At 31.7% G+C, this 21,831-nt stretch carries 21 protein-coding genes and 1 pseudogene; 9 read left to right on the top strand and 13 right to left on the bottom strand.

Annotated features, from left to right (window positions below; all coding sequences use genetic code 11):
* Positions 1-53: 53 nt before the first annotated feature.
* Positions 54-2,435, top strand: a complete 2,382-nt coding sequence (locus ASC44_RS04550; RefSeq protein WP_055446433.1) for an ATP-dependent helicase — start codon at positions 54-56, stop codon at positions 2,433-2,435.
* A 62-nt stretch (positions 2,436-2,497) separates the two neighbouring features.
* Here ASC44_RS04550 and ASC44_RS04545 read toward each other — a convergent pair whose 3' ends face one another.
* On the bottom strand, positions 2,498-3,367 hold the full coding sequence (locus ASC44_RS04545) for an alpha/beta hydrolase (RefSeq protein ID WP_055446432.1): 870 nt from the start codon (positions 3,365-3,367) through the stop codon (positions 2,498-2,500).
* Positions 3,368-3,415: 48 nt separating this feature from the next.
* Between ASC44_RS04545 and ASC44_RS04540 the strand changes: the two genes are divergently transcribed.
* The 3 genes and pseudogenes from ASC44_RS04540 to ASC44_RS18290 all read left to right on the top strand — a co-directional run.
* Positions 3,416-4,036: an L-threonylcarbamoyladenylate synthase gene (locus ASC44_RS04540; RefSeq protein WP_055446431.1), complete on the top strand. Its 621-nt coding sequence runs from the start codon at positions 3,416-3,418 to the stop codon at positions 4,034-4,036.
* Position 4,037: 1 nt separating this feature from the next.
* Positions 4,038-4,190, top strand: a complete 153-nt coding sequence (locus ASC44_RS18295) for a hypothetical protein (protein ID WP_241491403.1) — start codon at positions 4,038-4,040, stop codon at positions 4,188-4,190.
* Positions 4,181-4,393, top strand: a pseudogene (locus ASC44_RS18290) (VOC family protein); the annotation flags it as partial. The gene ASC44_RS18295 and the pseudogene ASC44_RS18290, both read left to right, overlap by 10 nt.
* Before the next feature lie 67 nt (positions 4,394-4,460).
* Here the strand turns inward: ASC44_RS18290 and ASC44_RS04530 are convergent.
* The 3 genes from ASC44_RS04530 to ASC44_RS04520 form a co-directional block, all read right to left on the bottom strand.
* Complete coding sequence (locus tag ASC44_RS04530; protein ID WP_055446430.1) at positions 4,461-5,321, bottom strand: OmpA/MotB family protein; 861 nt, start codon at positions 5,319-5,321, stop codon at positions 4,461-4,463.
* A 95-nt stretch (positions 5,322-5,416) separates the two neighbouring features.
* Positions 5,417-6,406, bottom strand: a complete 990-nt coding sequence (locus tag ASC44_RS04525) for a glycosyltransferase family 2 protein (protein ID WP_055446429.1) — start codon at positions 6,404-6,406, stop codon at positions 5,417-5,419.
* 55 nt (positions 6,407-6,461) lie between these two features.
* Positions 6,462-6,905 (bottom strand): type I restriction enzyme HsdR N-terminal domain-containing protein, encoded by a 444-nt coding sequence (locus tag ASC44_RS04520; protein WP_055446428.1) that lies wholly within the window; start codon positions 6,903-6,905, stop codon positions 6,462-6,464.
* Between the two features lie 118 nt (positions 6,906-7,023).
* Between ASC44_RS04520 and holA the strand changes: the two genes are divergently transcribed.
* The 3 genes from holA to ASC44_RS04505 all read left to right on the top strand — a co-directional run bounded on the left by holA (position 7,024) and on the right by ASC44_RS04505 (position 9,043).
* Complete coding sequence (holA, locus tag ASC44_RS04515) at positions 7,024-8,028, top strand: DNA polymerase III subunit delta (protein WP_055446427.1); 1,005 nt, start codon at positions 7,024-7,026, stop codon at positions 8,026-8,028.
* Between the two features lie 154 nt (positions 8,029-8,182).
* Positions 8,183-8,545 (top strand): cupin domain-containing protein, encoded by a 363-nt coding sequence (locus tag ASC44_RS04510; RefSeq protein ID WP_055446426.1) that lies wholly within the window; start codon positions 8,183-8,185, stop codon positions 8,543-8,545.
* 57 nt (positions 8,546-8,602) lie between these two features.
* The gene (locus tag ASC44_RS04505) at positions 8,603-9,043 is read left to right on the top strand and encodes an META domain-containing protein (protein WP_055446425.1); all 441 of its coding nucleotides are present in this window, start codon (positions 8,603-8,605) and stop codon (positions 9,041-9,043) included.
* Positions 9,044-9,255: 212 nt separating this feature from the next.
* On the opposite strand, the gene ASC44_RS04500 is transcribed toward ASC44_RS04505, so the two are convergent.
* On the bottom strand, positions 9,256-10,299 hold the full coding sequence (locus tag ASC44_RS04500) for a flavin-containing monooxygenase (RefSeq protein WP_055446424.1): 1,044 nt from the start codon (positions 10,297-10,299) through the stop codon (positions 9,256-9,258).
* A 106-nt stretch (positions 10,300-10,405) separates the two neighbouring features.
* Positions 10,406-10,876, bottom strand: a complete 471-nt coding sequence (locus tag ASC44_RS04495; protein ID WP_055446423.1) for a hypothetical protein — start codon at positions 10,874-10,876, stop codon at positions 10,406-10,408.
* A gap of 143 nt (positions 10,877-11,019) precedes the next feature.
* Here ASC44_RS04495 and ASC44_RS04490 point away from each other — a divergent pair, with 143 nt between their 5' ends.
* Positions 11,020-11,856, top strand: a complete 837-nt coding sequence (locus ASC44_RS04490) for an alpha/beta fold hydrolase (protein WP_055446422.1) — start codon at positions 11,020-11,022, stop codon at positions 11,854-11,856.
* Positions 11,857-11,909: 53 nt separating this feature from the next.
* On the opposite strand, the gene ASC44_RS04485 is transcribed toward ASC44_RS04490, so the two are convergent.
* The 4 genes from ASC44_RS04485 to ASC44_RS04470 form a co-directional block, all read right to left on the bottom strand.
* Positions 11,910-12,398: a P-loop nucleotide/nucleoside kinase family protein gene (locus ASC44_RS04485; RefSeq protein ID WP_055446421.1), complete on the bottom strand. Its 489-nt coding sequence runs from the start codon at positions 12,396-12,398 to the stop codon at positions 11,910-11,912.
* A gap of 11 nt (positions 12,399-12,409) precedes the next feature.
* Entirely contained in the window at positions 12,410-12,673 is a 264-nt protein-coding gene (locus ASC44_RS04480) for a DUF202 domain-containing protein (protein ID WP_055446420.1), read from the bottom strand.
* Positions 12,674-12,677: 4 nt separating this feature from the next.
* Positions 12,678-14,276, bottom strand: coding sequence for a class I SAM-dependent methyltransferase (locus ASC44_RS04475; protein WP_055446419.1), 1,599 nt, complete (start codon positions 14,274-14,276; stop codon positions 12,678-12,680).
* Positions 14,277-14,548: 272 nt separating this feature from the next.
* The gene (locus tag ASC44_RS04470; protein WP_055446418.1) at positions 14,549-14,902 is read right to left on the bottom strand and encodes a winged helix-turn-helix transcriptional regulator; all 354 of its coding nucleotides are present in this window, start codon (positions 14,900-14,902) and stop codon (positions 14,549-14,551) included.
* 121 nt (positions 14,903-15,023) lie between these two features.
* On the opposite strand from ASC44_RS04470, the gene ASC44_RS04465 reads away from it, so the two are divergent.
* Positions 15,024-15,638 carry an FMN-dependent NADH-azoreductase gene (locus ASC44_RS04465; protein ID WP_055446417.1) on the top strand — a complete coding sequence of 205 codons (615 nt, stop codon included), beginning with the start codon at positions 15,024-15,026 and terminating at the stop codon, positions 15,636-15,638.
* Positions 15,639-15,766: 128 nt separating this feature from the next.
* Here ASC44_RS04465 and ASC44_RS04460 read toward each other — a convergent pair whose 3' ends face one another.
* From ASC44_RS04460 to ASC44_RS04450, 3 genes are all read right to left on the bottom strand, one after another.
* On the bottom strand, positions 15,767-18,178 hold the full coding sequence (locus tag ASC44_RS04460; protein ID WP_055446416.1) for an alpha-ketoacid dehydrogenase subunit alpha/beta: 2,412 nt from the start codon (positions 18,176-18,178) through the stop codon (positions 15,767-15,769).
* 162 nt (positions 18,179-18,340) lie between these two features.
* Entirely contained in the window at positions 18,341-21,178 is a 2,838-nt protein-coding gene (locus ASC44_RS04455; RefSeq protein WP_055446415.1) for a gluzincin family metallopeptidase, read from the bottom strand.
* On the bottom strand, positions 21,175-21,501 hold the full coding sequence (locus ASC44_RS04450) for a hypothetical protein (protein ID WP_152973267.1): 327 nt from the start codon (positions 21,499-21,501) through the stop codon (positions 21,175-21,177). Before ASC44_RS04450 ends, ASC44_RS04455 begins: the two co-directional genes overlap by 4 nt.
* Positions 21,502-21,831: the final 330 nt, after the last annotated feature.

The raw sequence follows: 21,831 nt of genomic DNA, 5'->3' as shown, positions 1-21,831 counted from the left end.
GGGATTAAAACAGTTACATTGGTTATTTTTGTAACCTCAAAAAAACAAGCAATTTGGAAAAGTATCTAAGTCAGTTAAACGAAGCACAATACGAGCCTACAGTTCAAATAGAAGGCCCTATGATTATTATCGCAGGAGCAGGTTCTGGAAAAACTCGTGTATTAACGTATCGTATTGCTTACTTAATGAGTAAAGGAATAGACTCTTTTAACATTCTTGCATTAACATTTACTAACAAAGCTGCCAAAGAAATGAAAGGCAGAATTGCAGAAATTGTTGGTGATGGTGAAGCAAAAAACTTGTGGATGGGAACATTTCACTCTGTATTTGCTAAAATTCTACGTTTCGAAGGACACCATTTAGGATTCCCAAGTAATTTTACAATTTACGATACACAAGATTCTCAAAAACTTTTAGGCTCTATTATTAAAGAAATGGGCTTAGAAAAAGATATCTATAAAACAAAACAAGTTTACAGTAGAATATCGTCTTACAAAAATAGTCTAGTTACAGTTAAAGCATATTTTAAAAATCCAGACTTAATGGAGGCAGATGCTATGGCTCGCAGACCAAGAATGGGTGAGATTTACAAAAATTACGTTGATCGCTGTTTTAAAGCAGGAGCAATGGATTTTGACGACTTGCTGCTGAGAACCAATGAGTTGCTAACAAGATTTCCTCAGGTTTTAGCACAATATCAAAATAAATTTCGTTATATTCTAGTCGATGAGTACCAAGATACAAACCATTCTCAATATTTAATTGTTAGAGCATTAGCAGATAAATTCCAGAATATTTGTGTGGTTGGTGATGATGCGCAAAGTATTTACGCCTTTCGTGGTGCCAATATTAATAACATTTTAAACTTCCAGAAAGATTACGAAGACGTTAAAATGTATCGTTTAGAACAAAATTACCGTTCTACAAAAAATATAGTGGGTGCAGCTAACTCTGTAATTGAGCATAACCAAACCAAGTTAGATAAAATAGTTTGGACTGCAAATGATGATGGAGATAAAGTACAAGTTAACCGTTCTTTAACCGATGGTGATGAAGGACGTTTTGTAGCAAGTACTATTTGGGATGAAAAAATGACGAATCATTTAAAAAATAGTGATTTCGCCATTTTATACCGTACCAATTCGCAGTCACGTGCTATGGAGGAAGCTTTACGAAAGCGAAGTATTCCTTACCGTATTTATGGCGGATTGTCTTTTTACCAAAGAAAAGAGATAAAAGATGTAATAGCTTATTTACGACTGATTTTAAATTCGTCTGACGAAGAAGCCTTAAAACGTGTTATTAATTTTCCTGGGCGTGGTATTGGTCAAACAACTATAGATAGGTTAATGGTTGCTGCTAACGCATCTGGTAAAACTATTTTTGGTTTATTAGAAAATATAGATACAGCAGATGTTAATATAAATGGAGGAACTAAAAATAAGCTAAGAGATTTTGTAACGCTTATTAAAAGTTTTCAAGTTATGAATCAAACAGCAAATGCTTTTGATTTAGCCGAATATGTTACAAAAACCACTGGTTTAATAAGAGAATTTAATAAAGATGGAACACCAGAAGGTGTTTTGCGTTTAGAAAATGTAGAAGAATTATTAAATGGTATAAAGGATTTTGTTGAAGGACAAATGGAAATTGTTGACTCTAAAGATAATTTAGCAGAATTTCTAGAAGATGTTGCATTAGCAACAGATTTAGATGGCGATAAAGGAGATCCGGATCACGTAGCACTAATGACTATTCACTCGTCCAAAGGACTAGAATTCAATCATGTATTTGTGGTTGGTTTAGAAGAGGATTTGTTTCCAAGTGCCATGAGTATGAACACTCGTAGCGAACTAGAAGAAGAAAGACGATTATTTTACGTAGCTTTGACGCGAGCAGAAAAGAAAGCATATTTAACTTATGCTTTATCACGTTATCGTTGGGGAAAATTAGTAGATTCAGAGCCTAGTCGTTTTATTGAAGAGATAGACGACCAGTTTTTAGATATTACAACACCAATGGAAGAGCGTCGCATCAATCCAATGTTATCAGCAGATATCTTTGGAGATGTTGCACCAAATAAAATAAGATTTAAAAAAGCAGTACAACCAAAATTTCAAAAGAAAGTGGCAAAGAAGAAAGAACCAATAAACTTCGAAATAAGCGTACCGAAGAAACTTACAAAAGCGTCAGAGATTGAAACTCCAACTAGTGTAGATGAAATTCCAACGATACGTGGAAATATAAAAACGGAAGATATCGTTGTTGGATTGAAAGTAAAACATTTAAAGTTTGGTACAGGAGAAGTGCTAAGTCTTGAAGGTAAAGGCGCTGATATTAAAGCCGAAATTGATTTTGAGTTTGGTGGAAAAAAGAAATTATTACTACGCTTTGCTAAGTTACAGCCTATACGTACGCGTACACGCGAGTATTAAAAGACTATTATAATATATGTTTTTAATAACAAAAGAGGCTTTTTAAGCCTCTTTTGTTATTTCTAATGGTTTGTTATTATAAACAACTTAAGCTTTGTCCAAGTGTCAAATAAATTAGCACCAACCCAACCATGTCCTTCATTTGGATAGAAAGTGAAATCGTGTGTTATATCTAATTCGGTTAACTTGGCATCCATAGTGATACCTTGAGAATTTGGAATTAATGGATCTAATCCGCCATAAAATAAAATGGTTGGAGGAGAAGTTGTTATTACTTGGTGCAATGGACTGTAAGTTTCTAAAAATGCTAGAGATGGTGTTTCTCCAAAGTATTGCATAATCAAATCTATTTGAAAAGCAGGATTATCATTGTAAGCAGCATCAGCTAAGTTTGTTGGTCCAACAATACTTGCAACCATATTTACATCATGTTCGGTATCGTAACTATAACTCCATAACATGGCTAAATGTGCACCAGCACTAACGCCAACAAAACCATAATCTTGAGAAATAATATACTCACTTTGGTTTGTTTTTAAATGATTTATTACCGAAGTTATGTCGTTAAGTTGCATTGGAAAAGGAGAAACACCTTGAGATGCTAAGCGATAATTAATATTAACAATGGCGTATTCTGGTATGTCCTCTTGAGCAATTATTTTGTAAGGATTCATATCTGTTTTATCACCAGATGTCCAACCTCCACCATGAACAAGAATAAGTATTTTAGTGTTCTCGTCTCTGTTTTCTGGTAGATAGATATCGTAAACTTGTTCGCTATCATTTCCATAAGCTACATTTAATATTTGGGTAGCTTCAATTGTAGTATCTGTGTTTTGAGGCTCTGTAGAGGTTTCAGAATCTTCAGAACATGAAAAAGTAAAAATTAATAGTGATAAAGCAAATAAATAATGAACAGATATTTTTTTCATAAACAAATTAGTATTTACTTTAGTAAACGATAGTTAAAGATACTTATTATGGCTGACTTTATTAGAATTTACGAAGATAACCCTAATCCTAAGGAGATTAGAAAGGTTATAGATGTTTTAAAGCGTGGAGGATTAATAATTTTCCCTACGGATACTGTATATGCTTTAGGCTGCGATATTACCAATAATAAAGCTTTAGAGCGTATTGCAAGAATTAAAGGTGTTAAACTTGAAAAGGCTAAACTGTCTTTTATTTGCCATGACTTAAGCAATTTAAGCGACCATGTAAAACAAATAGAGACTTCTACATTTAAAATTTTGAAACGCGCATTACCTGGTCCATATACTTTTATATTACCAGGTTCTAAGTCTTTGCCTTCTGTTTTTAAAAAGAAAAAAGAAGTAGGTATTCGTATTCCTAATAACAATATTACGCTTGAAATAGTAAAAGCTCTTGGAAATCCATTAGTTTCTACATCTATTCGTGATGAAGATGAAGTTCTTGAATATACTACAGATCCAGAATTAATTCTGGAAAAATGGGACAAGCTAGTCGACTTAGTTATAGATGGAGGATACGGTGGGAATGAAGGTTCTACAATAATAGATTTATCAGATGGAGAACCTTTAGTTATAAGAGAAGGCAAAGGGAGTTTGGAAATTTTATAAGATGAAGAAACCCATAAATAATACTGTAAATTACATAGAGTTTAAAACAAATAATATTAAAGCTACTAAAGCATTTTATATTAAGTTTTTGGATGGAAATTCACAGATTACGGAGAGCACTACACTTCATTCTCAAAAAATGAATCAGGGATAGAAGGAGGTTTCGAAAAAACGGAAGAGGCTATTGTTAATGGCGCATTAGTTGTGCTTTATCATGATAATTTAATAGAAGCAAAACAAAATGTTATTGATGCTGGAGGAAAAATTAAAGTAGATATTTTTATGTTTCCTGGAGGCAGTCGATTTCAATTTTTAGACCCATCAGGTAACGAACTTGCCGTTTGGACATATAATTAAATATATTATAAAAAAGAAAAAGCCCAATCTTACGATTGGGCTTTTGTTTTATAACTACTAAAGAGATTTAGTTCTCTTGAGATAAGCTTTTCATTTCCGTTTCAATCATTTCATAGAACTGATCGATTTTTGGAAGAATATATATTTTAGTTCTTCTGTTTATTGCTCTATTTGTAGGAGAGTCGTTAGCTACTAAAGGTAAATGATCTCCACGACCTGCAGCAATCAATTGTTCTGGTTTAACGCCTAACTCTTGTAAAGCTCTTACAATAGAAGTACTACGTTTTACACTTAAATCCCAGTTGTCTAATAAAACACCACCTCTGTTATAAGGTACATTATCTGTATGGCCTTCTACCATTGCTTCAAAATTTGGCTTACCATTAATTACAGTAGCTACTTTTCCAAGAATAGTATTTGCTCTGTCGCTAATGTTGTAGCTTCCTGTTTTAAATAATAATTTGTCTGATAAAGAGATGAAAACAACGCTTTTTTCAACATTAATTTCAATGTCTTCGTCATTTAAACCAACTTCTTTCTTTAAGCTAGTTACTAAAGCTAACGTTACACTATCCTTTTTAGTTAACGCATCTTGTAATCTTGTAATACGTAAATCTTTTTCTTTTAAGCTTTCTAAAGATTTTTCAACGTTTTTAGCACCTTGTGTTGTTAAAACCGTCATGTCTTTAGTACTTTCAATCAATGCTAAGTTGTTAGACTTCATGTCTGATAAACGCTCACGAAGTTCTTTAATACGTGCTGCTGAGGCTGCCTCGTCTGCTAAACAGCTATTTAGTTTAACAGTTGCTGTATTTAAAAGGTCTTGAGTTTCTTTTTGCTTTGTTTCAAGTGCCATAAAGTCTTTTTTAGAGACACAAGAACTTAAAGTTAATAGTGCTACTGCACTAAATATCATTAGTTTTTTCATAATTCTTATTAAGTATAAAATTAAATTTTAACACTTCAAAAGTAGCTAATTTTAGTATGTTAAAAGAAGTATTAACAAAACTTTTGCTAAATGAACTATAAATCGGAGAAGTGTTTCTTTTGACTAGCGAAATAAGACCATACAACGGATTTTGTTTTGTAATATTCAGTTTTTTTATCAAGAGCTTTTCGTTGTTTTAATAGCTTGGGCAAGCTATTATAAAAGCTTAAATGAGCTCTGAGAATAGCTAAAATGTGAGTGAATTTAAATGCGATTAAAAATTTTAAAGCTGCTATGCCATCTAAGGTTAATCGTGTAAGGAGTAGAACAAAAATATTACCTGAACCATTTTTTGTTAATGTGGCAAGACTATTTCTAAAATTGAGATATGTTTTTTTAGGATTCGTAGCGCTTAGAGTTGCACCTCCAACATGATACACTGTCGACTGTGAAACATATTTAGACGTGTAGCCTAAATTAAAAGCCCTCCAGCATAAATCTATTTCTTCCATGTGTGCAAAAAACGATTCGTCGAAACCATTTAAAGTATTAAAAACGTCTTTTCTAATAAAAAAGCAAGCACCAGAAGCCCAAAATATTTCAGAGTTACTATTATACTGTCCATTGTCTTTTTCTATAGTATCGAAAATGCGACCGCGACAAAAAGGATATCCAAATTTATCTATAAAGCCACCTGCCGCTCCAGCATATTCAAAATGAGTTTTGAGTTTGAAGTCTAATATTTTAGGTTGAATAATAGCTGTATTTTCTTCGGATTTAAAAGTATTTATAATAGGAGGTAACCAGTTTTGTGTTACTTCGATATCGCTATTAACTAAACAGAAAATATCTTCCTCTAAATGTTTTAAAGCATCATTATAACCTTTGGCATAACCACCGTTTTCTTGGTTTTTTATAATCTTTATTCGAGGATAATTATTTTCAATAAAACGAATAGAATCATCTGTAGACGCATTATCTGCAACATAAATAGTCGCGTCTTGAGAATGTGCAACAATAGAAGGTAAGAACTTTTGTAAAAGTGCTTTTCCGTTCCAATTAAGTATAACTACTGCTATTTTCAATTTATAATTTATTTACTTTTTGTTATTCTAATTCTAAGAGTGAGTATCGAAATTATTAATTATAATCTGGAATATCTTCTAGAAAATGATACTTCTCAACATCAAAATCCATAATACAATAATAATGATTTAATCCATTAGTCACCATAAGATATGTTGCGTTTAGTGCTAGATTATATCGTGCAACTTGATCGAAAGTATCTTGTTTGATTTTTATTTTAGGTGCTTTACACTCTACAATAAGATGAATACTGCCATTTGGATTAAAAATGACAATATCGTAGCGTTTCTTTAAATCGTTGACTTTAAGTTCTTTTTCTACGTTTATAAGAGATATAGGGTAGCCTTTAACATCTATTAAATACTGCACACAATGCTGGCGAACCCATTCTTCGGGTTGTAAAATCACAAACTTTTTACGAATAGCATCGAATATAGATACTTTATTTTCGCTATTTTTGAAACGAAAGGTAAACTTTGGAAAATTGAGTACTTGCATCAAAGCAATTTATAGTTTTTTCAAAGTTAAGCTTCAACAATCAAAAACCAAATAACAAGCGTAATTTATTCGTTCAATTTTGGAATTTGAAATTATTTAATTTGGAATTCACATTACTTTGGACGAAGTCAAAAAAATTGTAACAGACATAAGGAATAAGAATCTTGCACCTATTTATTTACTAATGGGAGAAGAGGCATATTACATTGATAAAATATCAGATTTTATTCAAGACAATGTGCTCGCTGAAGAAGAGAAAGGTTTTAACCAGATGGTTTTATATGGTCGCGATGTTACTGTAGAAGACATTGTTGGTAATGCAAAGCGTTTTCCAATGATGGCAGATAAGCAAGTAGTTATTGTAAAAGAAGCTCAAGATTTATCGCGTACTATTGATAAATTGTCAGATTACGCTAAAAACCCACAGCCTTCTACAGTCTTGGTTATTTGTTATAAATATAAAAGTGTAGATAAGCGTAAAGCTGTTTATAAAACAATAAAAAAAGTTGGTGTTGTTTTCGAGAGTAAAAGACTGTACGATAATCAAGTGCCAGATTGGATTCGTAGAACATTATCTACCAAAGGTTACAAAATTGCACCAAAAGCATCTCAAATGCTAGTGGAGTTTTTAGGTACAGATTTAAGTAAAATTAATAATGAATTAGAAAAGCTTCAGATTGTTTTGCCTCAAGGCACTGAGATTTCTCCATCTCATATTGAAGAGAATATAGGTATTAGTAAAGATTATAATAATTTCGAATTGCGAAAAGCTATTGGTTCGCGTAGTGATGCAAAAGCTTTTAAGATTGTAAATTATTTTGGAGACAACCCGAAAGATAATCCAATGGTAGTAACAGTTTCGTTATTATTTAATTTCTTTTCACAACTATTACAGCTGCATGGTATGACTGATAAGTCACCAAGAAGTGTAGCATCTGCTTTACGTGTGAATCCGTATTTTGTTAACGAATACCTAGATGCCGCACGTAATTTCCCAATGCGAAAAGTGAGTGGTATTATAGCTGTTCTTAGAGAATTTGACGTAAGAAGTAAAGGTGTTAATTCAAATGCTGTACCACAGAAAGATTTGTTGAAAGAATTACTGGTTAGGATTTTGAATTAAAATACGAGTTTAAAAAATAATCTTAGACAAGGTAAAATAAAAATGATGATAATATTTTTTTGCCATTTCAAAGTTAAGAGTTGGAGTTCTAATCTAATTTTAAGACAGTAATAAAACTTAAAATCGCATTGATCTTGACATAGCACTTTATAATATGAAAAAAATAATATTCCTTTTAATAATACTCATGGTTTCGTGTAAGTCAACTCAAAACCTTCCAGATCCTTTAGAAGCAGGTTGGAAAGGAGAGAAGGTTTGCGAAGTGCTAAATGAAACAAAAAAACAACGTATTCTAAAATGTACATTTCCTCCAAATGTTGGGCACCAGAAACATTATCATAAACCACATTTTGGATATACGCTCGCAGGAAGTACTTTTCGAATTACGGATGCTAAAGGAACGCGTGATGTGGTCGTAGCTGCAGGTGTTAATTGGTCTAAGACTGAAATTAGCGAACATGAAGTGCTTAATGTGGGAGATAGTACATCGGTATATTTGATTATAGAGCCAAAGTAATTATTGTAATATCAATTTTCTTTTTATTATAATTTAAAAATAAGTTGAATTAATACTATGATAAAATCAGTTGTAAACCTCCAAATGTTACTATTAGTAATGTTGATATTCTCATGTAAACTGCATGAAAGTGATGTTTTAGTCAATAAAGAGACGTTAGGATTACACGATATTTGGGCGCTTGAAACGGTTAGCAAGGAAACCATAATACTTAATAATTACAACGAGCATCCATATTTAGAACTGAACCTCAATACCAATAAAATTATAGGAAATGATGGCTGCAATACGTTCTCAGGAGTTATTGAAAAAGCAGATACCAAATTGTTATCTTTTAAATCTTTAATAAGTACAGAAGTGGTATGTACTAATATGAATTTTTCTAAAGAAATTGGTGAAAATCTAAAACTAATTCATTCTTATCAAATTGAAAATCTAAAACTGTCGCTTTACAATAAAAATGGTTTAGAATTGCTGAAATATAGAAAAGTAGACTAAACCCAATTATTTCATATAAGTATATTAGAACCAAGTTATTAGGTTTCTTTTATTTGATAAATGGTGTTGCATGTCAAAATGAATAAGATTGGCAAGAAACACATTTTATTTAGTGTATGAAAAGGAAGAGGTTATACTGATTATTCGTTTTTAGATTAATATCAAGTAGTTTTAAGCGCGTTATTTTATGTTTAAACGGCTTATTTTTAAAATTACTCCCCACCACTCATAACCTTAGCTAAATAACTAGCATCTTTAGAAACACCTCCTAAAGTGGCAGATCCACGAGTATACATCCAAGGCAGGCCAATAAAGTATAAACCTTTTATATTACTTACTCCTCTATGGTTTTTTGGGTAGCTATTAGCATCTAACTCTAAACCTTCTATCCATTTAAAATTTGGACGATAACCTGTAGCCCAAATAATATTTTTAATACTAGACACTTTCTTGTTTTCAAAAATAACTTTATCATTTAAAGCATCTTTAGTTCTTCCAACGGCGATTACATTTTTTCTGGCAAGAATCCCTTTTACATCTGTACCAATTACTGGCTGTGTAGAGGAGTTAATTTTCTTACCAATCCAGCTGTATTTACTATAACTTAAAAAACCAACCAATGTAAACCACCACCACAATGTTTTACCTAAAATATGTTGTGGTAATGATCTTACGGTAGTATCTCCAGAGAAATATACCGTTCTAGATTCGTTTTTAGAAATCTCGTTTAATATTTGATATCCAGAATCTCCTCCACCAACAACTAAGGCATCTCCTTCTTGTAATTGGTCTGCAGTTTTATAGTAATTACTATGCATTTGCAATGTGTTTTCCGACACTTTAGTATGGCAAGGTGGTGTATATGGAATATGAAATGGACCAGTGGCTATAACAACGTTTTTAGCTTTAATTTCTCCATCCTTATGTGTAATATGAAATCCTTTTTCAGTTTTACGAACAGATGTAATTAATGTGTTTAATTGCACAGGAATATTAAATTCCTTTACATAAGATTTAAAATAGTTGGCAACTTCAACTTTAGTTGGGTAGTGTCCTTTTGGTGCGTCGAACTTTAAACCTGGTAAATGATTGTATTCGGTGGGTGTAAATAGTTTTAGAGAATCCCACCTATTTAGCCATGAAGCACCAATTTCGTTTTCGCCATCGATAACTACAAACTTTTTATTCATCTTCTGTAAATGATAAGCCATAGATAATCCTGCTTGTGCTCCACCAATTACTACATAATCCAACATCTTTGAGTTCGTTTTAATTCCTTACAAAAGTAAAAACAATAATAAGAACGACTGGCTTTATTCTGAATTATAAAATGAAAGTTTTTAAGCTAGATCCTGAGTGTGTTTATAGGTCTTCCAATTCCATATTAAAGTCGTACTGCAAATCTTCATGAAGATTTAAAACTTTTTTGGTAATCGCTTCTATATTGCGATCGTAAATATTGGTTAGTGTTGTATTTCTAGAAATGGAAGGCTTCATAGCTTTTAACTTTTTACAAAAGTAGAGTAGAAGCTCTACTTCGGTTTCCTTGTTAAGTGAATAGCGAATGTATTTTTTAGTGTTTCTTAGAATTTTACGAACACTCTTTTTTATATAGAAATAGCTGTCTGTGTTTATCGTTTCAAACTGCTCATCCATTTCTTCTTTTACGGTTTCAATATAACCAGCTTCGCTATCTGCTTCAAAAAGTAAATAGGTGAGTAGTTCCTTATTCTCCTTTTTAAAACGCGATAAACGCAAGCAGAGTTCTGCAAGTTCTTCGTTCGACTTGTGTTTTAACTCTTTTCTTATGGTAACTACTGAAACTGCTTTCATTTAAAAAATTTTGCTTTAATATAATGTATAAAGTTATCACAATTAAAAATTCTTTAACAGATTTTAATTTAGAATTTAATTACCTTTTCAATATCAGGCCTAGAACCTTGAAATAAAAGAATTATTAATTAAAAACAATCAAAATGCCGTTTATAACAAATACAAAAAGTAAGGAACCAGTAGATTTATTTTATGAAGACTACGGAGAAGGACAACCAGTAATATTAATCCATGGATGGCCACTAAGCCGTAAATCTTGGGAACACCAAGTTTGGAAAATTGTAGAAGCTGGTTACCGATGTATTTCTTATGATAGAAGAGGTTTTGGTACGTCGTCTTCTCCATGGGATGGTTACGATTATTCTTCCCTTGCAAGTGATTTAAACGCAATAATTGAAGCGTTAAAGTTAGAAAAAGCGGTGTTAGTAGGATTCTCGATGGGCGGAGGAGAAGTAGTACGTTACCTTACCGATTTTGGAGATGCTAAAATTGAGAAAGCAGCCTTAATATCTAGTATAATACCACTAGTAAAACAGAAAAGCGACAACCCGGAAGGCGTACCAGAGTCTGCTTTAAAAGGTATACAAGACGCATTAGAAAATGATAGAGTTGGTTTTTTAAAAGAATTCCATAAAGGCTTTTATAATTTTGAAGAGAATGAAAAAGCAGGGCGAATTAGTCAAGCCGTTTTAGATTACGATTTTAGTGTCGCTTCACACGCTTCACCGCGAGCAACAATAGAAGCTGCTTTGGCTTGGATGCATACTGATTTTAGACCAGAGCTTAAAAATGTAAAGGTGCCAACACTAGTAGTGCATGGTGATGCGGATGGTACAGTGCCAATTGAGACGTCTGCAGAGCAAGCAGCTAAAGGCATTGAAAATGCTACTTATAAAGTTATAAAAGGTGCTCCACATGGATTAAATGTGACACATAAAGAAGAGTTGAATACTATTTTATTAGATTTTTTAAAGTCTTAAATCATTAGTATTACACATGTTTTATTATAAAACGTCTGCATATGTAGACGTTTTTATAGTTTAATATGTACCGCTTTTTTAAGTTCGGTTTGATTTGGTTTTTCAAACCAAGTTTCCATAAAATCTAGGTCTTCTAGTTTTACTTCAAACTCGTATGTCATTCCTTTTTCCGTGTTGCGTTTTATTACACGATCTTTTCTTAGGTCTATTGAAATATCAAGATAATGTAACTTATAATCAATAGTATTCTTTAAAGCGAATAGTCTAAATTTTTCACGGTGTGTATATTTTGAAAAACCTAAATCTAAAATAGAATCGATACCATTATGCTCTAGTTGAAGGATATAATGTTCTATTAAAGTCTCACTTCTATCAATACGTTCCAGCATCCATTCTAGACCACTATCTTTAGTCTTGTCTAGCATAAATAAGCGGTTATTCCATTTGTCTATAGAAAAAACAATGCCTTGGTTTTCTTCACGTAACTTATGGGCATAGGTGGTTTTTCCTGCACCTGTATTACCAACTATTAAGTGTATCATTCTATATTGTATTAGACTTTATAATGTTTCTTAATTGTACTTTTTACTTTGAACAAGCGTATTAATCCAATTAACAAAATTATTGGCGCCATTATTAATAAGGCTATCCCGAGGCTTTTAAGCTCTGTTAAGAATTCTAGTTTAAGTATTGTTATTCCAGAACCTAAGAACACTACAAACGTTCTAAAATAAGCAAGAAACGTGCGTTCGTTGGCAAGTTTAGTACGTTCTATGGCAAGCCAATCTCTTGTGGTTAGGTCGTTTTCATTTATCATAAATTTATCCTTTTAGCAAATTTACACTTACTGTTGCTAAATCGCTATCTGGAAATTTAGAAAAATGGTTTGCATCTGGTTTTAATCCAGCTTCTTCTGCTACTTTATTAAAGACATCAACCTCCAAAATATATTGATCGCTATAACCATGTGTAGCATCGTATGCAGTTGCGGCAGTTTTACTTATATTTTTAGCTGTTAACCTTGGGTTTATTGTGTGCAATTCTATAATTAGTAATCCAAATTGCTCTACATAAGGCTTCCATTTCTGTAAATGTTCTAATAAAGAATCTTCAACTAAATTATTACTGATGCGTTTGCCTTTATAAGCAAAAGCACCTGAAGAATTACTTACACGATTTGTAGGTTTTTTTGGAGCTTCCCAAATACGATTATGATCTAAAAAGGTGCGAACATTAAGTAAATCTTTAAGTTCAATATTATAATCTTCGCGTAAATCTTTTGCTAATAAATCGGGTCTACCAATATCTCCCCAAATTACTTTTGCCCAAATATCGGCTTTAATTAAATTGGCTCTGGTTACTTTTAGTGCAGCTTTATTAAAATCGGCTCCAACAAGTAGCAACGGATGCTCTTCAAGTAGTCTGCCACGTAGCGTTTGGTGTTCGATAACTTCGAATATATGCTGAATAAAAGCGCCATTACCACAACCCATATCTAGAATACCTTTTGGTTGTTCGTCTATGGGCTTGTTAAAAAGCTTAATAATAACCTGGTCTATTACTTTAAAGTAAGTAGAATGTGCTCCACCAGATCCCCATACATTCATTTCTCTGTGAACGTGTTTTTCAGTTTCTCCTTCTGCAGATTTTAAAACCAATGGATTACCAAAAAGTAATTCGTCTAACTGTAAAAATGTAGGTAAATAAGAAACAGTTACACCGTATGCAGAAGCGCGTTTGGCAAAAAACAAACCTTGATCTGTAAATTGGTAATTTCCATTCTTCTTTTTAAACCATCCTAAATAACTTAAGAAATCTAATATTTTTTTAAAACTTTCAGGATCTTTATGATATTCTTCGGCAGAAAAAGAAGCCTCCATAAAATATTTATGAAACAGGCCATTAACACCTAACATTACGGTAATTGGAGCAACAATACAACCTTCAATATGTTTTAAAACTTGATGCTCTGTTGTGTTTTCTTCCGGAGTGTTTAACCCGTAGTTATCGCAGTATTTTTTAAAAACACGTTCTAAAACAATAAAGGCATCACTTCTTATATGTTCGGCAGGAAAGTGTACTGCATAGTTTAAAATAGTTACAGCATCTTCGTAAAGGTGTGCAAGTGCAAATGCAGTTCCGCTGTTTTTATTAGTAGAATAGGTAACTGTATTGTTTTTGTTATCTAATTCTTGTTCCAGCCAACCTTGCGAACAGAGTACTCGAAGTGCAACATTTAAATAACCTTCATTGGCTTTAAAATGTGATACTAGTTTAGAGAGTTCTACTGTTTTGTTTTTCAACAGAAAAGTTAAAACACCTTTTTTGTGTAACGAAAACACTGTGGTTGCAGTTGCAATGCCATCAAGATGTCTAAAAATATTTCCTCTTAGTTGAACTTTATCTTTTTTTGTTAGCATTTTTTGATGTTTTAGAACTTAAAATGAAATATTAGTTTTAGGATTTGATTTTTAGTGATTTGGGAAGGTTCGTTTACGTTTAATATAAGAAACGTAGGGCACAATAAATAAGTACTTTCGTTTCGGTTTATTACTTAGCTAAATATAAATATTTTGCTCTTATTTTTCATTTAAATACCTAATTTTATATTTAACGGAATTTGTAAATAAACACAGACCTTTGGAATTAATACAAATGCCCTATGTTTTTTATACTTTGTTATGTATATTTTTTATTCACTAATTATTTTGTTTCTATGGGTTAAGCCCCAATCTCTCATTGTTTCAATTACTTTATCTAATGATTTTCCATATTCGGTAAGACTGTATTGAACGGATACAGGCATAGTATTAAATACTTCTCTATTGACTAATCCATTTATTTCTAACTCCTTTAATTCTTTAGATAACATTCTTGGAGTTATTCCTTCAATTTGGCGCTCTAATTCTTTAAATCTGTGAATTTTAAACGAAAGCGCTATGATAATAGGTAATCTCCATTTTCCTCCAATTAGATCTATAACATCACGAACAGGAAGAATAAATTTTTTACATTCTGTAGGTGTATAAGTGTCTGTTTTATTCATTTAAGATTTGCTTTAATAACACTACTATACTAAAGTATACTGGTATACTTTAGTATAGTAGTATATATATTATAGTAAATTTAATATAAATTTGTTCATACTCATATAAAGAATATTAAAAATGAAAAAAACATTAATTTTAAGCTATACTCCACGAGATAACTCAAATACAAAAAAAATGCTTGATTTCTTCATAGAAAATAATCAAGATAAAACAGAAATAACATTTGTTGATTTAGCAGAAGAAGCTCCAGATTTATTATTAAAAGAGAATTTAAACCTTTATGTAAATAGAAACTTTGGAGGTGTAGAACTTACAAATGAACAGCAGAAAGTTTTATCTAAAAATGATAAAATGATGCAACAATTACTGGATACAGATTTTGTTGTTTTGGCAAGTCCTATGTATAATTTTTCAGTTCCTGCAACAGTAAAAGCTTGGTTTGATGCGGTTATACAAGCAGGAAAAACCTTTACATATACTGAAACAGGCATTAAAGGGTTATGTGAAAACACAAAAGCTCTAGTATTAATGACAAGTGGAAGCGATTTTGGAATTGAACCTTATAAAAGTGTTAATTTTGCAACACCCTTTTTATTAACAAGTTTCAATTTTCTTGGTATTTCAACAGAGGTTATCAATAAGTTTGGTATGGTACAATATGCTGATAAATCTGAACAAATGATAGAGGATGCGAAAGAAGAAATTAAGGAAGTAAGTAATAAATGGTATTAACCTAATTAACTTATTTTCTTTACAAAGTCAACTAAAATAAAGCCTTCAATACACATCATAATTTAAATAATAAAAAAAGCGTTTACTAAAAGTAAACGCTCTGTTTTTATTATTTTTATGCTAAAGTACTATCTCAATTTAGGATAGTCATTTGGATTGTTTTCATGCATTACAGCATAAATAGCTTCGTAAATATCCTCAGCTGAAGGCTTAGAGAAATAATCTCCATCTGTACCATAAGCAGGTCTATGTTGTTTTGCAGCCAATGTTTTTGGTGCACTATCTAAATACTTATAACCATTTTGTTTATTTATTATTTCATCTAACAAATAAGCTGAAGCACCTCCAGGAACATCTTCATCTATAATCATTAAACGATTTGTTTTTGCTAAACTCTTAACAACATCATGGTTTATATCGAAAGGTAATAAAGATTGTGCATCAAGAATTTCTGCATCAATACCAACTTGTAATAATTCCTTTGCAACATCTTGTACAATTCTAAGTGTAGAACCATAAGAGAGTATTGTAATGTCGTTTCCTTCTTTTACAGTTTCTACTACACCTATTGGTGTTTTAAAATCTCCAAAATTGGTAGGCTTTTTTTCTTTTAATCGGTAACCATTTAAACACTCTACAACTAAAGCAGGCTCATCACTTTCTAATAAAGTATTATAAAAACCAGCAGCTTTAGTCATGTTTCTTGGAACTAAAACATGAATACCACGAATTAAGTTTAAAACGCCACCCATTTGCGATCCAGAATGCCAAATACCTTCTAGTCTATGTCCTCTAGTACGTACGATTAATGGTGCTTTTTGGCGACCTTTTGTTCTATAGTGTACAGTAGCTAAATCGTCGCTCATTATTTGAAGCGCGTACATAATATAATCTAAATATTGAATTTCTGCAATTGGTTTTAAACCACGCATTGCCATACCAATACCTTGACCAATAATTGTTGCTTCACGAATACCAACATCTGCAACACGTAACTCTCCATACTTTTCTTGTAAACCTTCTAATCCTTGGTTTACGTCTCCAATATTTCCAGCATCTTCACCAAATATTAATGATTGCGGATACTTGTTAAAAATGGCATCGAAATTGTCTCTTAAAACCACACGACCATCTACTTCTTCATTACTATCATCGTAGATTGGTTTAATCTCTTTTATATGTTTGGCTGCCGAAGCAGTTTCATTATGTAAATGAGAACTGTATTTTGGTTGAACAGTATTAAAATAAGTGTCTATCCATTGTATTAGTTGTGTTTTGGCTTCAGAAGTTTCAGAAACTAAATATCTTAAAACACGTCTTGCTGCTGAAGCTAAATCTTTACGATTAGGTTCTGAAATAGCAAGTATTTCGTTATTAATTTTTTCAATAAAGACTCTATTGGAGCTTGATACAGCTACTTGAGTTAGTATTTCAGAAATTTTATTACGTTCATTTAAAATTGGATTTAAATAAGCATTCCAAGCTGCTTTTTTGCCTTCTCGAACTTCTTTTTTAATTCCTTTTTCTATGGTATTTAATTCTTCGTCTGTAGAAATTCCAGTTTCAATCATCCACTTACGCAATTGTACATTACAATCAGTTTTAGCTTCCCAAGCAAGACGTTCTTTATCTTTATAACGTTCATGAGAACCAGAAGTAGAGTGACCTTGAGGTTGCGTTAATTCGTTTACGTGTATTAAAACAGGTACGTGTTCAGTTCTTGCAATTTTTGCAGCTTCTTGATACGTTTCAATAAGCGCAACATAATCCCAACCTTTTACACGTAGAATCTCGTAGCCTTTAGCTTCGTTATCGCGTTGAAATCCACTTAGGATTTCAGAAATGTTTTCTTTTGTAGTTTGGTGTCTTGCATGTACAGAAATGCCATATTCGTCGTCCCAAACACTAACAACCATTGGTACTTGTAAAACACCTGCTGCATTAATAGTTTCGAAAAACAAGCCTTCACTTGTGCTTGCATTACCTATAGTTCCCCAAGCAATTTCGTTTCCTTTATCCGAAAACTTGGCAGTATTAATTCCTTCTACATTTCTGTAGATTTTAGAGGCTTGTGCCAAACCTAGAAGTCTTGGCATTTGTCCTGCTGTAGGGGAAATATCTGCACTTGAATTTTTTTGTTTTGTAAGATCGTTCCAATTACCGTTTTCATCTAAACTAAAAGTAGAAAAATGGCCTCCCATTTGGCGACCACCAGACATTGGCTCTAAAGCTAAATCGGTATTGGCATATAAACCAGAGAAAAAAGTTTGGATATCCATAGCTCCAATAGCCATCATAAAAGTTTGGTCTCTGTAGTAGCCAGATCTAAAATCACCATTAGCAAAAGCTTTTGCCCATGCCAATTGTGGTACTTCTTTTCCGTCTCCAAAAATTCCAAATTTGGCTTTTCCAGTTAAAACCTCACGACGACCAAGTAAGCTACATTCTCGACTTGTTACAGCAATCTTATAATCTTTTAAAACTTGTGTTTTAAAATCATTGAATGATAGCTCTTTTTTTAAGTCTGAATTTGTGCTCATAGATGTCGGTTTTTTGAATCACAAATTTAGCGAATTATTCTGATTTTTGCAATATCAAAACATCTTAAAAAAATGATAAATATTTAATATTATAGATGTTTTGTTGCGAATTATTGAAATATAATCAATTTTAAAAAAATAGGTTGAGAATTACCTAAATATTTAATACCATCTTCTAGTAAATAGTTTAAGCAGTGTTTTAGGAGAAAGTGTAACAATAAAACGAATACTTTGGTCGTAATTTGGTTGACCAATTTCCCATCCTAAATTAGAATAGACAGGTAGATAGAGTTCAAAATAGTCTTCAACTAAGTTTAAACGGATTCCAGAATCATAAACAAATTTTGGGCTTCTGTTATGGTTTTTTACCAGACCCAAATCACCATAGGCCATAATATAGCGCCAAATGGTTGTACTCGTGTTGGCTGTAGTAATCCATTGGTTTGCAAATGCCGGTTCTAATTGAGACTTAAATCCACCTTCAGAAACAATTAGTTGTTGGCTTAACAATCCTGCTTCTTCAGAGCGACCAATATAATCGTAGTCAAACAAATAATCTGTTGGTCTGTCTAAAGCGAAACTAAAGAAGTTTGTAGATTCATAAGTTTTGTTATACAAAAAGGTTCCTGCATATAAGCGCAGGTTGTACTGTCTATTGCCTTCTGTTAATTTTCTGAATTCTGCGGTTGCGGCTAGTTTTCCAAAGTTTTTAGCTAATTGTAAATCTGTGTTCCAAGAGCTGTAGTTTTTTAAGTTAGGATCGCTTTGTCCGTATTTTGCATTGAAAATACTGTATTTGGGTTCGCCATCGGTTTCAAACTCTCCGGTAGGATCTACTTGTCTGTCGATATTTACATACCTAAAGCTCAATGAACTTCTTTTATTATCTCTTAAATTATCTGGATTTCTAAATCTAAAATCTACGTAAGGTGTGTAAGATGTGTAAGAGAGGTTAGGAGCGTAGTTGTAATATTCTCCTCCAATTCCATATTTAGTATAATAGTTGCGGGAGTTGTCTTTTCTGTCTGCATAACTAACAGATGCACTACCAACAATCTGCTTGCTTTTTATTGCGTATTTAGGGCTTAGTTTATATAAAAAATTCTTAGATAAGATTGTTTTGTTATATAGTTTTAATCCAGGAGAAAAACCGTCGTAAAAATTATAAGCGAATTCAGGCATAAAGAATACTTGGCTATAATTAGGGTCTTCAATATCTTTAAACAATCGAAATTGAAGCGGTTTATTGTTCGATAAAAAACCTCCTAAAGATTTCCAGTTGTTTCTTAAATTTATCTCTGGAATAGTAGTGTCATAATTTAAGGCTAGTTTATCTGCATCATTATTTGCAATTGTAATAGTTTTAAAGCCTTTAAAACCTTCTATCCATTGTTTAGATATAACACTATCATTTTTAATAGTGAATAATGACACAGGCATTAAATGATCCTTTTTGTTCTTAATCGTTATTGTTAAAGAATCTTCCGTTTTTTCTACAGATTTGATTTTGAAATCTATTTTTTTACTACTACCAACATAATCATCGAAAAACCAATTAATATCTTTCTCTGTATGTCCTTTTAGGTAGTCTTTAAATGCTTCAGAAGTTGTAGTTTCTAATTTGTTTTCTTTTAAAAACTGAGTAAGCATTTTATTCATGGAATTAAAATCCATGTATTCATCAAGATACTTTAAGCCAACACCTGCTTTATATTTATTTGCTATGTTCTTATTAAATTTTAATAATGAATCTTTAGGCATGTCTAATGGTTGGTCTATATTAGAACGTGCCATATGCATGTATAAAAAATTATATTGATCGTTAAATTTTAAGTCTGCAGCATGAAATGCTCGAACGCCCCAAACATTGGCAAGTTTTCCTAAAATTTTCATGTCAGGATAGTTTTCTTCAACGTATTTCATTAAATAATACGTTTGTAAACCATCTATTATCCATTGGTCTTCCCTTGGGTTTAGTAATAATGTGTTTTCAAGATAATTATGTAAAGTAGATTTTAATATTTTTAATTCATATTGAAAAGCATCAGAAAAGGGACGTACAAAATCGGGTAACAAGTTTAAACCATAAATCGGGTTTTTCTTATAATCAATTTTTGTTAATAGGACTTTTTTATGCGGATAATCGCCTAGATTTTTAGTGATGAAACTTGCAATTTTATCTGTGGCAATAGCAATTTCTTCAGGTTTTAAATTTTCTTCATCTATATTAGATTCAACTATAAAATAATCGGTCTCAACCGTTTTATAAGTGTCTCTTTTGTTTAGAAACAACTTAGAATTAATTCTATTATTTCCTTTAAGGATAGTTAGTTTTGTAGAATTACCATTAATGTCTGTAGTGGTATCTTCATCTAATTCACTTATTAAAGTATAGTTGTTTGGGTAATTTATTTTTAAGATTAAATCTGCTTTTGGTACATAAGCATCATCTAAATTTTTGTTACTAAAATATTTCCATTCACCATTAAAAACTGCAGGAGTAATATACCAATACCTCAAATTATAATCGCCTTCGTCTGTAATACCGTAACGCGTAAATTTATCATTAGGAATTTGTACTGTATAATTAAGTTTAAGGGTGTAGCTTTCGTTAGGTAATAATGACTTGTTTAAGGCTACTTTAATAATGTCTGGATGCTTTTCTAAGCGAGAGAAATTTACTTCAATATTATCTTCTTTTATTGAATTAAGAATTGTAAAACCACGATCTTCTTCTTTTGCAAAATGAAATGTGTTTTTAAATTCTTCCGCAAAGCGCTCTGCTAAAGGTGTGTTTTTAGCTGAATAACTATGACTCCAATCTGTTAAATAAATGGTGTCTAATGCTACGTTTGAAACATTAAAATATTCTATAGTTTGTTCAATACCGATACTTTTATTCTCGACATCGAAAGTAGCATTAATATCTATTTTGTTTTGGCTAAAAGCGGAAAAACATAAGAGGAGACACAGTAAGACAGAAGCGGAATTTAGATTCAATTGACTTTTATAAATTTTAAAGGTTTCACATTTATTTCATTTAATGCAACATAATACATTCCGTTTGAATATGAAGTTGTATTTACATTTAATTCTTCATTATTAACAATAGAAACGGATTCTATTAGTTGTCTTATAGTATTATAGATAGTTACGTAATTAGTAAAAGTAGGGTTTCTATTTACTATTATTTTAAGTTGTGTTTTAGTAATATTAGTTGCTAAAACTTCTAAACGCTCTTCAAACTCATCATTACACAATGGTTTCTGTTGTGATAGCATTATAAGTAACGGGAAGATGGTCGCTAAAATTGTATAAAGCATTTCTAAAAATAAAATTATGTTCTATTCGCTAGTAATTTACAGAATTTATAGCATTATTCTAAAAAAAAAATTACAGTGATTGCTTAGGAATTGTATCTTAGAATTGTTTTGGGTATTTCCTGATGTTGAAATAAAACCTATCAGTAAAACGACCTAGAAGTAGCACCTAAAGATGTTGTAAATTCTACAAAAAGACACCTACATTGTTTATGTTAGTGTGTTAGCCACCAATACAGTTTTTGGATCAATAAAAGTGATATTGCTATTCATGTTTAATAGTTATAACATGATTACTGTCAGTGTTTTATCCTATTCAGTACGGTGTTTGCT

Source organism: Lacinutrix mariniflava (genome assembly GCF_001418015.1).
In the GTDB taxonomy this organism is placed as follows: domain Bacteria; phylum Bacteroidota; class Bacteroidia; order Flavobacteriales; family Flavobacteriaceae; genus Lacinutrix; species Lacinutrix mariniflava.
This window is presented reverse-complemented; position numbering and strand designations above follow the sequence as displayed.

Bases quoted from the DNA above. Each gene is read 5' to 3' on its own strand.
- ASC44_RS04520 (WP_055446428.1), bottom strand. From the start codon at position 6,905: ATGCAAGTACTCAATTTTCCAAAGTTTACCTTTCGTTTCAAAAATAGC.
- ASC44_RS04510 (WP_055446426.1), top strand. From the start codon at position 8,183: ATGAAAAAAATAATATTCCTTTTAATAATACTCATGGTTTCGTGTAAG.
- ASC44_RS04495 (WP_055446423.1), bottom strand. From the start codon at position 10,876: ATGAAAGCAGTTTCAGTAGTTACCATAAGAAAAGAGTTAAAACACAAG.
- ASC44_RS04460 (WP_055446416.1), bottom strand. From the start codon at position 18,178: ATGAGCACAAATTCAGACTTAAAAAAAGAGCTATCATTCAATGATTTT.
- ASC44_RS04545 (WP_055446432.1), bottom strand. From the start codon at position 3,367: ATGAAAAAAATATCTGTTCATTATTTATTTGCTTTATCACTATTAATT.
- ASC44_RS04485 (WP_055446421.1), bottom strand. From the start codon at position 12,398: ATGATACACTTAATAGTTGGTAATACAGGTGCAGGAAAAACCACCTAT.
- ASC44_RS04465 (WP_055446417.1), top strand. From the start codon at position 15,024: ATGAAAAAAACATTAATTTTAAGCTATACTCCACGAGATAACTCAAAT.
- ASC44_RS04450 (WP_152973267.1), bottom strand. From the start codon at position 21,501: ATGCTTTATACAATTTTAGCGACCATCTTCCCGTTACTTATAATGCTA.
- ASC44_RS04500 (WP_055446424.1), bottom strand. From the start codon at position 10,299: ATGTTGGATTATGTAGTAATTGGTGGAGCACAAGCAGGATTATCTATG.
- ASC44_RS18295 (WP_241491403.1), top strand. From the start codon at position 4,038: ATGAAGAAACCCATAAATAATACTGTAAATTACATAGAGTTTAAAACA.
- ASC44_RS04530 (WP_055446430.1), bottom strand. From the start codon at position 5,321: ATGAAAAAACTAATGATATTTAGTGCAGTAGCACTATTAACTTTAAGT.
- ASC44_RS04540 (WP_055446431.1), top strand. From the start codon at position 3,416: ATGGCTGACTTTATTAGAATTTACGAAGATAACCCTAATCCTAAGGAG.
- ASC44_RS04490 (WP_055446422.1), top strand. From the start codon at position 11,020: ATGCCGTTTATAACAAATACAAAAAGTAAGGAACCAGTAGATTTATTT.
- ASC44_RS04480 (WP_055446420.1), bottom strand. From the start codon at position 12,673: ATGATAAATGAAAACGACCTAACCACAAGAGATTGGCTTGCCATAGAA.
- ASC44_RS04470 (WP_055446418.1), bottom strand. From the start codon at position 14,902: ATGAATAAAACAGACACTTATACACCTACAGAATGTAAAAAATTTATT.
- ASC44_RS04475 (WP_055446419.1), bottom strand. From the start codon at position 14,276: ATGCTAACAAAAAAAGATAAAGTTCAACTAAGAGGAAATATTTTTAGA.
- ASC44_RS04505 (WP_055446425.1), top strand. From the start codon at position 8,603: ATGATAAAATCAGTTGTAAACCTCCAAATGTTACTATTAGTAATGTTG.